14 protein-coding genes are annotated in these 12,904 nt (G+C 66.5%); 6 read left to right on the forward strand and 8 right to left on the reverse strand.

Going from position 1 to position 12,904, the window contains the following annotated elements; genetic code table 11:
* Positions 1–7 precede the first annotated feature (7 nt).
* Positions 8–1,231: a glucose-1-phosphate adenylyltransferase gene (glgC, locus tag ACQCVD_RS08090; RefSeq protein ID WP_426823223.1), complete on the reverse strand. Its 1,224-nt coding sequence runs from the start codon at positions 1,229–1,231 to the stop codon at positions 8–10.
* A 125-nt stretch (positions 1,232–1,356) separates the two neighbouring features.
* Between glgC and glgA the strand changes: the two genes are divergently transcribed.
* Both glgA and ACQCVD_RS08100 read left to right on the forward strand, forming a co-directional pair.
* Positions 1,357–2,523 carry a glycogen synthase gene (gene glgA / locus ACQCVD_RS08095; protein WP_426823224.1) on the forward strand — a complete coding sequence of 389 codons (1,167 nt, stop codon included), beginning with the start codon at positions 1,357–1,359 and terminating at the stop codon, positions 2,521–2,523.
* Between the two features lie 117 nt (positions 2,524–2,640).
* On the forward strand, positions 2,641–4,131 hold the full coding sequence (locus tag ACQCVD_RS08100; protein ID WP_426823225.1) for a GH32 C-terminal domain-containing protein: 1,491 nt from the start codon (positions 2,641–2,643) through the stop codon (positions 4,129–4,131).
* On the opposite strand, the gene ACQCVD_RS08105 is transcribed toward ACQCVD_RS08100, so the two are convergent.
* The 6 genes from ACQCVD_RS08105 to ACQCVD_RS08130 form a co-directional block, all read right to left on the reverse strand.
* Positions 4,128–4,994, reverse strand: coding sequence for a methyltransferase domain-containing protein (locus tag ACQCVD_RS08105; protein WP_426823243.1), 867 nt, complete (start codon positions 4,992–4,994; stop codon positions 4,128–4,130). The genes ACQCVD_RS08100 and ACQCVD_RS08105 overlap by 4 nt on opposite strands.
* Positions 4,995–5,106: 112 nt before the next feature.
* Positions 5,107–5,274, reverse strand: a complete 168-nt coding sequence (locus ACQCVD_RS08110) for a DUF3117 domain-containing protein (RefSeq protein ID WP_426823226.1) — start codon at positions 5,272–5,274, stop codon at positions 5,107–5,109.
* A 47-nt stretch (positions 5,275–5,321) separates the two neighbouring features.
* On the reverse strand, positions 5,322–5,618 hold the full coding sequence (locus ACQCVD_RS08115; RefSeq protein WP_426823227.1) for a hypothetical protein: 297 nt from the start codon (positions 5,616–5,618) through the stop codon (positions 5,322–5,324).
* Between the two features lie 2 nt (positions 5,619–5,620).
* The gene (locus ACQCVD_RS08120; RefSeq protein WP_426823228.1) at positions 5,621–6,364 is read right to left on the reverse strand and encodes a glucosyl-3-phosphoglycerate synthase; all 744 of its coding nucleotides are present in this window, start codon (positions 6,362–6,364) and stop codon (positions 5,621–5,623) included.
* Positions 6,361–7,173 (reverse strand): dihydropteroate synthase, encoded by an 813-nt coding sequence (gene folP, locus ACQCVD_RS08125; protein ID WP_426823244.1) that lies wholly within the window; start codon positions 7,171–7,173, stop codon positions 6,361–6,363. The genes ACQCVD_RS08120 and folP overlap by 4 nt, the downstream gene beginning before the upstream one ends.
* Positions 7,174–7,203: 30 nt before the next feature.
* Positions 7,204–7,998, reverse strand: a complete 795-nt coding sequence (locus ACQCVD_RS08130) for a TIGR00730 family Rossman fold protein (RefSeq protein ID WP_426823229.1) — start codon at positions 7,996–7,998, stop codon at positions 7,204–7,206.
* A 116-nt stretch (positions 7,999–8,114) separates the two neighbouring features.
* On the opposite strand from ACQCVD_RS08130, the gene ACQCVD_RS08135 reads away from it, so the two are divergent.
* From ACQCVD_RS08135 to dapD, 3 genes are read left to right on the forward strand one after another with little or no spacing between them, the layout of a single operon-like run.
* Positions 8,115–9,035, forward strand: a complete 921-nt coding sequence (locus ACQCVD_RS08135) for a DapH/DapD/GlmU-related protein (protein WP_426823230.1) — start codon at positions 8,115–8,117, stop codon at positions 9,033–9,035.
* Between the two features lie 44 nt (positions 9,036–9,079).
* A complete protein-coding gene (locus ACQCVD_RS08140; RefSeq protein ID WP_426823231.1) occupies positions 9,080–10,465 on the forward strand; it encodes an amino acid permease in 1,386 nt (461 codons plus the stop codon).
* Positions 10,462–11,400, forward strand: a complete 939-nt coding sequence (dapD, locus tag ACQCVD_RS08145; protein WP_426823232.1) for a 2,3,4,5-tetrahydropyridine-2,6-dicarboxylate N-succinyltransferase — start codon at positions 10,462–10,464, stop codon at positions 11,398–11,400. The genes ACQCVD_RS08140 and dapD overlap by 4 nt, the downstream gene beginning before the upstream one ends.
* On the opposite strand, the gene ACQCVD_RS08150 is transcribed toward dapD, so the two are convergent.
* On the reverse strand, positions 11,397–11,945 hold the full coding sequence (locus ACQCVD_RS08150) for a GtrA family protein (RefSeq protein WP_426823233.1): 549 nt from the start codon (positions 11,943–11,945) through the stop codon (positions 11,397–11,399). The two genes, dapD and ACQCVD_RS08150, sit on opposite strands and share 4 nt — an antisense overlap.
* Before the next feature lie 209 nt (positions 11,946–12,154).
* On the opposite strand from ACQCVD_RS08150, the gene ACQCVD_RS08155 reads away from it, so the two are divergent.
* The gene (locus ACQCVD_RS08155) at positions 12,155–12,778 is read left to right on the forward strand and encodes a TetR/AcrR family transcriptional regulator (RefSeq protein WP_426823234.1); all 624 of its coding nucleotides are present in this window, start codon (positions 12,155–12,157) and stop codon (positions 12,776–12,778) included.
* The last annotated feature ends 126 nt before the right edge of the window (positions 12,779–12,904 follow it).

A 12,904-nucleotide genomic window follows, 5' to 3' on the forward strand; every position in this document is an offset into this window, starting at 1 on the left:
GCCCCGGCTACTCCCCCACGACCTCGTTCTTGGCCACCACGACCACCCCGCCGGCACTGATCGTGAACCGAGCCTCATCCCGGGTGCGGTCCACCCCGATGATCTCGCCCTCCTTGACCACCACGTTCTTGTCCAGGATCGCGTGCCGGACCACCGCCCCCTTGCCGATGCGCACCCCTGGGAGCAGCACCGCGCCCTCCACGGTGGCGCCCTCCTCGATGTAGACGTTGGCGGAGAGCACCGAGTTGCGCACGGTGCCGCCGGAGATGATCGAACCGGCCGAGACCATCGAGGACTGCGCGATACCGCCCTGCACGAACTTGGCCGGCGGCAGATTGTTCAGGTCGGTCGAGTGGATCGGCCAGTCGCCGTTGTAGAGGTTGAAGATCGGGTGCACGCTGATGAGGTCCATGTGGGCCTCATAGTAGGAGTCGATCGTGCCGACGTCGCGCCAGTAGCCGCGGTCCCGCTCGGTCTCGCCCGGCACCGAGTTGCCGGAGAAGTCGTAGACGTGGGCGTCCCCCCGCTCCACGAAATACGGGATGATGTCCCCGCCCATGTCGTGGGCGGAATCCGGGTTGTCCTCGTCCGCCTTGAGTGCCTCGATCAGGGCGTCGGTGGTGAAGATGTAGTTGCCCATGGAGGCGAACGTGGCGTCCGGGTCATCGGGGGTGCCGGGCGGATCCGCCGGCTTCTCCAGGAACTCCGTGATCGTGCCGTCCTCCTCGGACTGGATGCAGCCGAAGGCGGTGGCCTCCCGGCGCGGCACCCGGATGCCCGCCACCGTGGCGGATTTGCCGGAGGCGACGTGATCGTCGAGCATCTGGCCCGGGTCCATCCGGTAGACGTGGTCGGCGCCGAAGACGATGACGTACTCCGGCTTCTCGTCATAGATCAGGTTCAGCGACTGCAGCAAGGCGTCGGCCGAGCCCATGTACCACCGCTTGCCCAACCGTTGCTGTGCGGGCACCGAGGCGATGTACTGGCTGGTCGGCCCGAACAGCTGCCAGGACTGCGAGATATGACGGTCCAGCGAGTGGGACTTGTACTGGGTCAGCACCGCGATCTTGAGGAAACCGGCGTTAGCTAGGTTCGACAGGACGAAGTCGATCAATCGGTAGGCGCCGCCGAAGGGCACTGCGGGCTTGGCCCGCTCCTCGGTCAGGGGGAAGAGACGTTTACCCTCTCCACCGGCAAGAACAATGGCTAGAACGTTCGCGTGGCTTCTCACACCCAACAACTTATTAGGTTTGCTGAACTTCCGCCCCGGGAAAGCCCGAATTGACCCGTGGAATAAGCCCCCTCCACCCCCGAACTTCGCTGCGCCGTACCCCTCCGGCGGATAGTCTCAATGCCATGAGAGTCGCGATGATGACCAGAGAATATCCGCCGGAGGTCTACGGCGGAGCCGGTGTCCACGTCACCGAACTGACCCGGTTCATGCGGGAGATCACCGAAGTGGACGTGCACTGCATGGGCGCTCCCCGAGATGAGGCGGGCGTGTACGTCCACGGGGTGGATCCGGAGCTGGCGGACGCGAACCCGGCCATCAGGACCCTGTCCACCGGGCTACGGATGGCCACCGCCGCCACGGGCGTGGACGTGGTCCACTCCCACACCTGGTACGCCGGGCTCGGGGGGCATCTCGCGGCCCGCCTGCACGGCATCCCCCACATCGCCACCGCCCACTCCCTGGAACCGGACCGGCCGTGGAAGCGGGAACAGCTCGGCGGCGGCTACGACGTCTCCTCCTGGTCGGAGAAGAACGCCATGGAATACGCGGACGGGGTCATCGCGGTGTCGGCGAAGATGAAGACCGCGATCCTGGACGCCTATCCCCGCATCGACGCGGACCGGGTCCACGTGGTGCTCAACGGCATCGACACCCAGCTGTGGCAACCGCGCCCCACCTTCGGACCGGACTCTGTGTTGAGCGGGCTCGGGGTCGACCCGGACCGCCCCATCGTGGCGTTCGTGGGCCGCATCACCCGGCAGAAGGGCGTGGAACACCTGGTGCGCGCCGCGAAGCACTTCGACGAGGGCGTGCAGCTGGTCTTGTGCGCCGGAGCGCCCGACACCCCGGAGATCGCCGCCCGCACCACCGCCCTGGTCGATGAGCTCAAGGCCACCCGCGACGGGGTGCACTGGGTCCAGGACATGCTCGGCCGCGACAAGATCCAGGAGATCCTCACCGCCGCGGACACCTTCGTCTGCCCGTCCATCTATGAACCCCTGGGCATCGTCAACCTGGAGGCCATGGCGTGCGGCACCGCCGTCGTCGCCTCCGACGTGGGTGGTATCCCCGAGGTCGTCGTCGACGGCGGGACCGGCTCCCTGGTCCACTATGACGAAACCGACCCGGAGGGGTTCGAGCGCGACCTGGCCGCCGCCGTCAACGCCATGGTCGCTGATCCCGACCGGGCGTCGGCCTACGGCGCAGCCGGCCGCGAGCGCGCCGTCAACGACTTCTCCTGGGCCACCATCGCCCGGCAGACCGTCGATGTGTACCGTTCCCTGATCTGACCCACCAGCCCTCATCCGCCCGGCACGAGCAGGTTTCTGCAGTCCCGGGCATTTCTCATTATTGTCGGGTGCAGTTGTGCAGGATCAAAGGAAATAAGTAAGGACGCAGTAGTACACATGGCGACTATCCCCCACCGACCCGAGCTCCACGTCACTCCGGAGGCCGGTGTCCTCGACGCCCCCGCCGGGGCCTTGCTCGACGGCGACACCTGGCACATCTTCCACCAGTACCGTCCCACCCCGAACTCCCCCGCCCGGCTGGCCCACCAGGTCTCGGCGGGCTCCCCCTTCGAGTGGGACACCTGCGAAGATGTCCTCGCCCCGCAGGGGAACGAGACCCTGGTCCGCGCCGGTTCCGTGGTCCCTGCGGACCACGGCGTCAACATCTACTTCACCTCGGTCACGGAGTCCGGCACTTCGGTGCATCTGGCTCACATCGCCGACCTCATCGAGACCACCACCGACGTCTCTGACGACGACTACGCGGTCGACCCCCACGTCCGTCGAGTGGGTGAGGTCGTGGGTGACCGTGACGGCTTCCATGACTTCCGCTCACCCTGCGTCGTCCCGGGCTGGGTGACCGATGACGACCGTTCCGAGGGGCACCGCGGGTGGCTGATGCTGTCCGTCACCGGTGAGCAGACGGCACCGAAGCTGGTGTTGCTGAAGTCCGACAACGGTTATGACTGGCAGGTGCTGGGCCCGGTGAACTTCCGCGGCCACACCGGCCTCGATTTCGACAAGCCCCTGGTCAGCCCCCGGCTGATCCGGCTGCGGGACGAGGTCGACGGCGAGATCTACGACATCCTCATGGTCACCGTGGAAAACGAGGGCATCGACATCTCCGGCTACCTAGTCGGCCGCTTCCACGGAGCGGACTTCGAGGTGCGCACCGCATTCAGCAGGATCGACTTCGGGCACGATTTCACCCGTCCCCGGATCACCAACTCCACCCCGGGCACGGTGCCGGCGGACCAGCGTTACCACTCCGGCTCCCTGTTCGGTCTGATGAACGGGATCGGCCGTTTCGACGAAGCCAGCGATCACCCGAGCCTGCAGCTGGAGGGCTGGGCCAACTGCATCTCCCTGCCGCGGATCATCACGCTGCAGGAGGGACTGATCTACCAGACTCCGCCGATGGGCCTGCCGGATCAGATCCCGGAGACCTCCGGCGCCGCCTCCTGGACCGGGCTGTGCGAGATCCCCACGGGCAGTTCCCTGCAGGTGGAGATCATCGACGAAACCGGCGACGTGGCGGCCGTGGTCACCCACCAGGGCGATATCCTGTCCGTGGACCGTTCGATGAACAGGTACCACGTTGGCGACCATGTCGCACAGGCACCGCTGGCGGAGGGGGACACGGATTCCCTGTCCCTGTTCGTGGACGGCTCCACCCTGGAGGTTTTCGCCGACGGCGGTGCCATCGCGATGGCCAGCCGCGTCTACCTGGACGGCAGTTGCCGGGAATTCCGGGTGCGCACCGAGGGCCAGGCGGAGATCATCCGCAGCTATGAGCGTTTCCCCCGGAACTTCGACAGCTCCGCCCTGCCGGACTACGAGGAAAATGAGTTCGGCGAGGACGACGTGGACGAGGGCCCGGTGCGCTAGGCCTTCCGGAAGCGGGTGATCATGGCGCGCGCGGTGACCGACATCGTCGCCGGGAGCGCTGCCACCCGTTCCGCCAGTTCCGCCGCGGAGATGTGCCGGGCGGACGGACTCATTCCGATCTGCGCCGCGATCGCCGCCTGATCCAGGTTCATCCGGAACTCCACCGGCTGGGGCTGCCCCACCGGCACCAGATACCCCTCTGCCTGTTCGATCATGCGTTCCACCTTGCCCGGCTCCACGTCGATGATGCCCAACGGCTCCCGCAGCTCCGCCAGGTGTCCGGCGTCCGCGCTGAGCACGACGGCCTCGCCGCCGTCCTTGAGGACGCGGGCGAACTCGGCGGGGTTGCGGGGGGCGAAGATCACGGTGACCGCATCCACGGAGGCATCCCGCAGCGGCAGCCGCGCCCAGGCGTCGGCCACGACGGCGCCGACCTTCGGATGACACTTGGCCAGGTGCTTCGCGGCGGGGACCGAGACGTCGATGCCCACTCCGCGGGCGCCGGCGACGTCGTCAAGCGTGTGCGCCAGGTAATAGCCCGTGCCGGCGCCGATCTCACAGATGACCGGGGAGGAGTCCTCAGGTACTCCCGCGTCCTCGAGGACGTCGTTGACGACGACCGAGACCGCCTCGACGAAGGGGGCGAAGTGGCCGCGGGACAGGAAGGTCTCCCGGGCGTCGATCATCGACATGTCATCGCCGGTATAGCGCAACCCGGCTCCGCCGGCGAGCGTGACGTAGCCCTGCCGGGCGACGTCGTAGCTGTGGCCGGATTCCGAGACGAGCCGGCGGAAGTCGTCCGCCCCACTGAGGTCGGTGCCATCCACCGGATCGGCGAGAACGTCAATGATGTCGGAGAGCATGTGGGTACCACTTCCTGACGGATCGGACATGAACTCCCTCATGGTAGCGGAAAGCGCCGACCGCACTGGCCGGCGCTATCCCTGGTTGTTCATGCTGTTTTTAAGGTGAAAACTACTCTGCGACCTCGGTCAGCAGCTGGCCGAGCTCGGCAGCCTCCTCTTTCGACAGTTCGACGACGAGTCGTCCGCCACCGTCGGAGGGGATTCGCATAACGATCTTGCGGCTTTCCACCACCGCTTCCATCGGACCACTCCCGGTCCGGGGCTTCATCGCTGCCATAATAGAACCTAGCTCCTTATGCTCACTGAATGACTACTCCAACCACTTTAGTCGTTTTTCCCGATCGACTGTATCCCCTCATCCGGCACCTGCCCCTTGAGCTGGTCTTTCAACGCGGCAATGGCGGCGTCGACCTGCTCCGGACGGTAGCCGCGCGGCACAATGTCGAAAGCGATGAGGTCCAGCTCACCCGCCGCGATCAGCTCCCGGTTCTGTCCGATGAGGTCCTCCGACTCCGTCGCGGCGGGCAGGATCTCCCCGCGGCCGAAGAGCTTGCCGAACAGCCAGGTGAAGGCGATGACGAGCAGTATCAGGACGATGATCAGAAAAACCCAGGTGAGCATGTTCACTCCTTCTTCGGCATGGGCAGGGAGGATAATGCCCGACGTTGCTCGACCGCGGCACCACCCCGCCGGGACAGGATGGTGGCGGCCACGGAATCCGCCATCGGTCCCAGTTCGTGGAGCGGCCGGTTGCGGTGGTGGCGTATCCCGAGATCCACCTGGGCGACGCTGTCCGGGCCGTGCGCGGCGGCGACGTCGAGCAGCAGCCCCGACTCCACCCCGTAACCGGCGACGAACGGCACCTTCAGGGCGGTGCTGCGCCGGATGGCGTACTCCCCTGCCAGGGGCTGCCGGATATGGGCCAGTTCCGGGAAGAGCAACCGCAGCAGGGGCTTGGCGGTCAGCTCCGTGACCCTGCCTCCACCAGCCGGTCGGCCATTCAGGCTGCGACGGTAATCGGCCTTGACCAGATGGATGGCTGGATCAGCGAAGGGGCGGGCGAGTGCGGTGACCATGCCGGGTCGGGGCCGCGACAGGTCCGCATCGATGAAGACCACGATCTCCCCCGTCGCGGCGGCGACGCCCCGCCAGAGGGACTCCCCCTTCCCGGGGCGCGTCGCAATGCCCGGCAGTGCCTCCCGCCAGTTCAGCACCCGGGCGCCGGCAGCGGCTGCGACGGCGGCGGTCGCGTCCTCGGAATCCGCATCGATGACCAGGACCTCTGCCGGAGCGTCGGCGAGCACCGCCGACACGACGGCGCCGACGGTCGGCTCCTCGTTGAGCGCCGGGATGACGACGGAGATCATGCCAACCCCCGCACGGTGTGCAGCGGAGCCACCTCACCCCGGATGGCGGCGACCATGCGCAGGACGTCGACGGTGTCGGCGACCTCGTGCACCCGGAACGCCGCGACCCCGCGGGCGGCGGCCCAGGCGGTGGCGGCAAGGGTTCCGGCGACGCGTCCGGTGACCCCGCGTCCGACGGTCTCACCGACGAAGTCCTTGTTCGACAACGCCATCAGCACCGGCCAGCCGGTGGCCACGATCTCGTCGATCCGACGCAGCAGCTCCAGACCGTGGAAGGTGTTCTTGCCGAAGTCGTGGGTGGGGTCGATGAAGACCCTCTCCGCCGGGACACCGGCCCGCACGGCCTTCTCGGCCAGCGCCGTGGTCTCCGCGATGACGTCGGCCACCACATCGTCATAGTGGACGCGGTGCGGCCGGGTCCGCGGTGTGATGCCACCGGTGTGCGAACACACGTAGCCGACGCGGAACTGTCCGGCCACCTCCACCAGCTCCGGGTCATGCCCCGCCCAGGTGTCGTTGACCAGGCTGGCCCCCGCGGCGATGGCGGCTTCGGCCACCTCGGCCCGCCAGGTGTCCACCGAAATCAAGATGTCCGGGTGACGTTCATGCACGGCGGCGATGGTGGGCACCACCCGGTCGATCTCCTCCGCCGCGTCCACGGCCGAGCCGGGACCGGCCTTGACCCCGCCGATGTCGATGATGTCCGCCCCCTGCGCGATGACCTCGTCCGCCCGGTGCAGGGCGGCGGAGTCAGCGAAGGTCGCCCCCTTGTCATAGAAGGAATCCGGGGTGCGGTTGACGATCGCCATCACCGCCGGAAGATTCTCGTTCAGCACGGTCTACCGCTGCTTCCCGCCGCGACGGCGCGCGGCCGGGTCGGCGATGCGCTCCTCATGGCGTTTGACGATGTGGGTCACGGCCTCATCCACCGAATCGGTGACCAGGAACAGGTCTCCGTCCTTCGGGGAGATCAGCTGCTCATCGATCAGCCGGCCGCGGATCCACTCCACCAGACCGGACCAGAAGTCCGTGCCCACGAGCACGATCGGGAAGTTGGAGACCTTGCGGGTCTGCACCATCACCAGCATCTCGAAGAGTTCGTCCAGGGTGCCGAAACCGCCCGGCAGACAGACGAAGGCCTCGGAGTACTTCAGGAACATCGTCTTGCGCGCGAAGAAGTAGCGGAAGTTCAGTCCCAGGTCCACCCAGTCATTCAGCCCCTGCTCGTGCGGGAGCTCAATGCCCAGGCCCACGGAGAGCCCGCCGGCCTCGCTGGCACCACGGTTGGGGGCCTCCATCAGGCCGGGACCGCCCCCGGTGATCACGGCGTAGTCGGCCTCGGCGAGCTTGCGGCCGACCTCGACCCCCGTGTCATAGCGGGGGTCCCCCTCGCCGATGCGGGCGGAGCCGAAGACGGTCACGGCCTTGGGCAGACCCGCCAGGGCGTCGAAGCCCGCCACGAACTCGCCCTGGATACGCAGGATCCGCCACGGGTCGGCATGCAGCCAGTCATGGTCGCTGCCGAGCTCGAAGAGCCGCTGATCATAGGTGGATTCCTGGTCCCCGTGGCTGCGCAGCAGGATCGGGCCGCGCAGCTTCCGCTTTTCCGGGGACGGTGTGATGTTCGGAGCCATATATTCGAAGTTATCCGTTTTCTGTTCGCGGTGCCGGAGCAACGGGGGTGGGACCGGTGAGTTCCGGTCCTCCCTCCGCACTGACCATTTCCGGGTGCCACCGTAGTATCAGGCTCATGACGAAGGGCGCACAGGCGATCGGCATCGCGAACATCTCCATCGACGGCACAGTGTTGGACACCTGGTTTCCCGCCCCGGAACTGATCGACGGCACCGGGCTGCGGTCCGGCACCGTGCGGCTGGGGGCACAGGAACTGAGCAAGCAGATGCTCTCCCTGGTCACCCTGGATGAGGACCGGATGGTCGAACAGGTGGCGGTGCGTACCACCATCGCCGATCTCTCGGCGGGACCGGTCAGCGCACACGACGTCTATCTCCGGCTGCACCTGCTGAGCCATCGTCTGGTCACGCCCTTGTCCATCAACATGGACCCCGCCGCCCGCCATCTGGCGAATGTCGTGTGGACCAACAAGGGGCCGTCCACCTCGGACAACTTCGAGTTCGTGCGCACCTCCCTCCGCTCCCGGGGTCTCATCCACGTCTACGGCATCGATCATCTCCCCCGGATGGTGGACTACGCGCTGCCGGACGGGGTCCGGATCGCGGAGGCGGAACGGGTCCGGTTGGGCGCTTACCTGGCGCCCGGCACCACCGTCCTGCGCGAGGGGTTCGTCTCCTACAACGCCGGATCCCTGGGGCCCTCCCGGATCGAGGGACGGCTGTCCTCGGGGGTCACGATCGGCGCCGGCTGCAACGTCGGCCTGTCCGCCACCCTGATGGCGGAACGCGGCGCGGACGGCACCCGGATCCCCCTCACCATCGGGGAGAACTGCGATTTCGGGGTCTCCTCCGGATTGATCGGTATCAGCATCGGGGACAACTGCCGCATCGGGGCCAACATCATCATCGAGCGCGACTCCCCCATCCATGACGCCGACCGGGGACAGGTGATCACCGGCGCGGAACTCGAGGGGCGGTCCAATTGGTCGGTGCGCACCGAGGCCGGCCACGCGGAGCCGGTGCTGCGGTGTCGCTAGTGCCGGGTTCCGGCGTGTCCTGATGGGGCGATAAGGTTTGCACCATGACAACTCAGGAGACCGGCCAGACACTCGGCAAGGGACTTAAACCCAGACACCTGACCATGATGGGGCTGGGCTCGGCGATCGGTGCGGGCCTGTTCCTGGGCACCGGCGTGGGAATCCGGGCCGCCGGGCCCGCGATTCTGCTGGCCTACATCGTGGCCGGTGCCATCGTGGTGCTGGTGATGCAGATGCTCGGTGAGATGGCCGCCGCCCGACCGTCCTCCGGTTCCTTCGCCACCTATGCCCGGCACGCCTTCGGGCACTGGGCCGGTTTCACCCTCGGCTGGCTCTACTGGTTCATGCTCGTCATGGTGCTGGGCGCGGAGATGACCGGTGCGGCCGCCATCATGGGTACCTGGTTCGGAGTGGATCCCTGGATCCCGGCCCTGGTGGCGGTGGTCTTCTTCGCCGTGGTCAACTTCGCCAAGGTCGGTGGCTTCGGGGAGTTCGAGTACTGGTTCGCCTTCATCAAGGTTGCCGTCATCATCGGTTTCCTCATCATCGGTGTGCTGCTGATCTTCGGGCTGCTGCCGGGCCACACCTTCGTGGGCACCGAGAACTTCCTCGGTGACCACGGCTTCATGCCCAACGGTGTCGCCGGTGTGGCCGCGGGGCTGCTCGCCGTGGCCTTCGCTTTCGGAGGCATTGAGATCGTGACCATCGCCGCCGCGGAGTCCGAGCAGCCGGGCAGGTCCATCGCCACCGCCGTGCGCGCGGTCATCTGGCGTATCGCCCTGTTCTACCTGGGTTCCGTACTGGTGATGACGTTCCTGCTGCCCTTCTCCTCCATCGACGACGCGGAGACCGCCGCGGAATCGCCCTTCACCGCCGTCCTGGAACTGGCGGACATCCCGGGCGTGGTCGGCTTCATGGAGGCCGTGATCGTGCTGGCGCTGCTGTCGGCCTTCAACGCCCAGATCTTCGCCACCTCCCGTCTGGTGCACACCCTCTCCCTCAAGGGCGACGCCCCGAAGGTCTTCCGGCGCACCAGCTCCGCGCACGTGCCCACCAACGCCGTGGTCCTGTCGATGGTCTTCGCCTTCGTCTCCGTCGGCCTGCAGTGGTGGAACCCCACCGGCCTGCTGGACTTCCTGCTCAACGCCGTCGGCGGCTGCCTGATCGTCATCTGGGTGATGATCGTCCTCAGTTACCTCAAGCTGCACCCGCAGCTGGAGGCGAACGGCGAGATCTCCACGGTGCGGATGTGGGGCTGGCCGTGGCTGGCCTGGGTCACCCTGATCGCCCTGGCGGGCCTGGTGGTGCTCATGCTCTTCGATGAGGGCGCCCGCAGCCAGATCTACTCGGTGGCGGTCGTGGTCGCCGCGCTGGTCGGGCTCTCCTTTGCCACACGCGGCAATTCTGATCGGGTAACTTCGAGGGCATGACCGCAGCATCCGCAGAAGGACTGGCCACCATCCACGATGACGGAACCGTCCTCGACGTCTGGTTCCCCACTCCCCAGCTTTCCGACGCCCCGGTGGAGACCCGCACGGTCCGTCTCACGGAAGTCCCCGGGCACCTTGCTCCGCTGGAGCACCGGGACGCGGACCGCGGTGTCGAGCGTGTGGCGGTGAAAACCACCATCGCCTCGCTTGATGATGCCCCGGGGGACACCTACGACGCCTACCTGCGGCTGCATCTGCTCTCCCACCGGCTGGTGCAGCCGCACGGACAGAACCTGGACGGCATCTCCGAGAAACTGACCAACGTGGTCTGGACCAACTGGGGCGCCTGCGCCCTCGAGGGCTTCGAGCAGGTGCGGGCCCGGCTGGCCGAGCGCGGCCCGGTGTCCATCCAGTCCGTGGATAAGTTCCCCCGCATGGTGGACTACGTGGTCCCCTCCGGTGTGCGGATCGCGGACGCCGACCGCGTGCGCCTGGGGGCCTACCTGGCGCCCGGCACCACCGTCATGCACGAGGGCTTCGTCAACTTCAACGCCGGTACCCTGGGCCGTTCCCTGGTCGAGGGACGGGTCTCCTCCGGGGTGACGATCGGCGACGGTTCCGATGTCGGCGGCGGTGCCTCCATCATGGAGGCCATTTCCCTGGGACAGCGCTGCCTGCTCGGCGCGAACGCGGGCGCAGGCATCTCCCTCGGCGACGACTGCACGATCGAGGCCGGCCTGTACGTCACCGCCGGCACCCGCGTGGTGGTCTTCGATGAGCTGGCGAAGGCCGTGGATGTCTTCCACGGCAGCTCGATCCGCGCATCGAAGCTCTCCGGCTTCAACAATCTTCTCTTCCGCCGCAACTCCGTCTCCGGTGCGGTGGAGGCGACTATCCGGCAGGGCTCACCGCACCAGTTGCGGACGGACAGCTAGCTCTGACTGAGCGGTTCTCCCCTGCCCACCGGGGCCTGCTCTGCCACGACGACCACCTTCGGGCGGCGGAAGGCCCAGAACTTGTTGATCAGGAAGTTCACCGGCATGGCGACGACAATTGAGATCGCGGTGGCCCAGTAGAACTTGGTCCGGAAACCGGTGGAGTCATCCAGGATGTCGCTCGGCAACGCGATGGGCGAAGTCGGGTTCATCAGCAGGGTAGCCACGATCTGACTGACCACGAAGGCCCCCAACCCGGTCAGGAGGAACGGGAAGAAGCCGCGGAACCAGCTCCTGGTGCTGATGCCCTTGAAGGTCCACATCCGGTTGAGCTGGTAGTTCCAGGTGTTGGCCACCAGGAACGCGATCGTGAGGAAGATGTTGAACCACCGGATGTTGTACTCGGTGCCGAAGAGGTTCATGAACACGTCGTTCTCGTGCAGCCCCGCGGTCCAGCCGGCGATTTTCTTTGACAGCGCCGCAACGAGCAGGTTCACCGCGGTTCCGGAACCACCGACGATCCCGAACTTGATGAACTGCTGCATGCCGGTGACAACCCGCGCGGACCGTCCCCTCTTCTCCGAATCCAATGCGCCTCTTCCACGGCCAGACAACCTGATACGAGTCACCAAGTCTAGTGGCGGCCGGACATAATCCGTTAACCCACGCGCAAACTCATGCCGGAAGAACCGGGGCAATGGCGGGGAGCATGTCCTTCGAACGGGTGAAAAGCCAACTACTAGTATTTGTTGTCATGGACGCAACCCAGCACCCCCACCCACGTGTGCGGCAAACTCGCGGCGAAGAAAAGCGACGTCGGATCCTGATCGCCGCCCAGGACCTGCTGCAGGACCGGGGCATGTCGGCCGTCACCCATCGCGCGGTCGCCACTCTCGCCGGGGTGCCCACCTCATCGATCCGCTACTACTTCTCGAGCCGGGAGGATCTCCTGCTGGCCTGCCTGGACGACTTTGAGGAGCGTCGGACGGAAACGGTGACCAAGGTACTTGCCGAGGAGCCGACCCGGGAGATTTTCCCCAGGGATTTCCTCCGGGTGTGGATCGGGCCGCATCTTGACGACGAATCCCTGGTGGCAGCGCTGAGCATCTACGTCGATTCCCTGCGTGAATCTCCCCTCATCGCCGAACGGCTGCGTCATCACCGGCTCAGTGCTGAGGCCGATCTGGCCGCCCTCTGCCAGTCCTGCGGCATGACAGATCTGGACCTCCGGCTGGCCACGGCAGTGTGCGACGGCGTGGTGATCGGCGCCGGCCTGGAGCGGCTGGAGGGTGTGGCAGACCTGGCTATGCGGGCGCTACAGGGATTTCTCCGGAGCTTCCGGGAAGATTACGCCTTGAGCAGGGAAGACACTGCTTAAGAGATTGCGCGGATAGGAAGATACAGGGGGCCACGGTGGGGTAGTGAACAAGAGCAGGCACGAGGCCTGGTAGATACGGATTCGACCAAGAAAACGTACACCACTCAGGAGCACTCGTGCCTGCCG

Source organism: Corynebacterium halotolerans (assembly GCF_050107895.1).
GTDB lineage: Bacteria > Actinomycetota > Actinomycetes > Mycobacteriales > Mycobacteriaceae > Corynebacterium > Corynebacterium halotolerans_B.

What these genes read in the sequence shown, in the direction of transcription:
- ACQCVD_RS08105 (WP_426823243.1), bottom strand. Translation starts at nt 4,994, where the DNA reads ATGCTCTCCGACATCATTGACGTTCTCGCCGATCCGGTGGATGGCACC.
- ACQCVD_RS08100 (WP_426823225.1), top strand. Translation starts at nt 2,641, where the DNA reads ATGGCGACTATCCCCCACCGACCCGAGCTCCACGTCACTCCGGAGGCC.
- ACQCVD_RS08130 (WP_426823229.1), bottom strand. Translation starts at nt 7,998, where the DNA reads ATGGCTCCGAACATCACACCGTCCCCGGAAAAGCGGAAGCTGCGCGGC.
- ACQCVD_RS08135 (WP_426823230.1), top strand. Translation starts at nt 8,115, where the DNA reads ATGACGAAGGGCGCACAGGCGATCGGCATCGCGAACATCTCCATCGAC.
- ACQCVD_RS08140 (WP_426823231.1), top strand. Translation starts at nt 9,080, where the DNA reads ATGACAACTCAGGAGACCGGCCAGACACTCGGCAAGGGACTTAAACCC.
- dapD (WP_426823232.1), top strand. Translation starts at nt 10,462, where the DNA reads ATGACCGCAGCATCCGCAGAAGGACTGGCCACCATCCACGATGACGGA.
- ACQCVD_RS08110 (WP_426823226.1), bottom strand. Translation starts at nt 5,274, where the DNA reads ATGGCAGCGATGAAGCCCCGGACCGGGAGTGGTCCGATGGAAGCGGTG.
- ACQCVD_RS08120 (WP_426823228.1), bottom strand. Translation starts at nt 6,364, where the DNA reads ATGATCTCCGTCGTCATCCCGGCGCTCAACGAGGAGCCGACCGTCGGC.
- ACQCVD_RS08155 (WP_426823234.1), top strand. Translation starts at nt 12,155, where the DNA reads ATGGACGCAACCCAGCACCCCCACCCACGTGTGCGGCAAACTCGCGGC.
- folP (WP_426823244.1), bottom strand. Translation starts at nt 7,173, where the DNA reads ATGGCGATCGTCAACCGCACCCCGGATTCCTTCTATGACAAGGGGGCG.
- glgA (WP_426823224.1), top strand. Translation starts at nt 1,357, where the DNA reads ATGAGAGTCGCGATGATGACCAGAGAATATCCGCCGGAGGTCTACGGC.
- ACQCVD_RS08150 (WP_426823233.1), bottom strand. Translation starts at nt 11,945, where the DNA reads ATGCAGCAGTTCATCAAGTTCGGGATCGTCGGTGGTTCCGGAACCGCG.
- ACQCVD_RS08115 (WP_426823227.1), bottom strand. Translation starts at nt 5,618, where the DNA reads ATGCTCACCTGGGTTTTTCTGATCATCGTCCTGATACTGCTCGTCATC.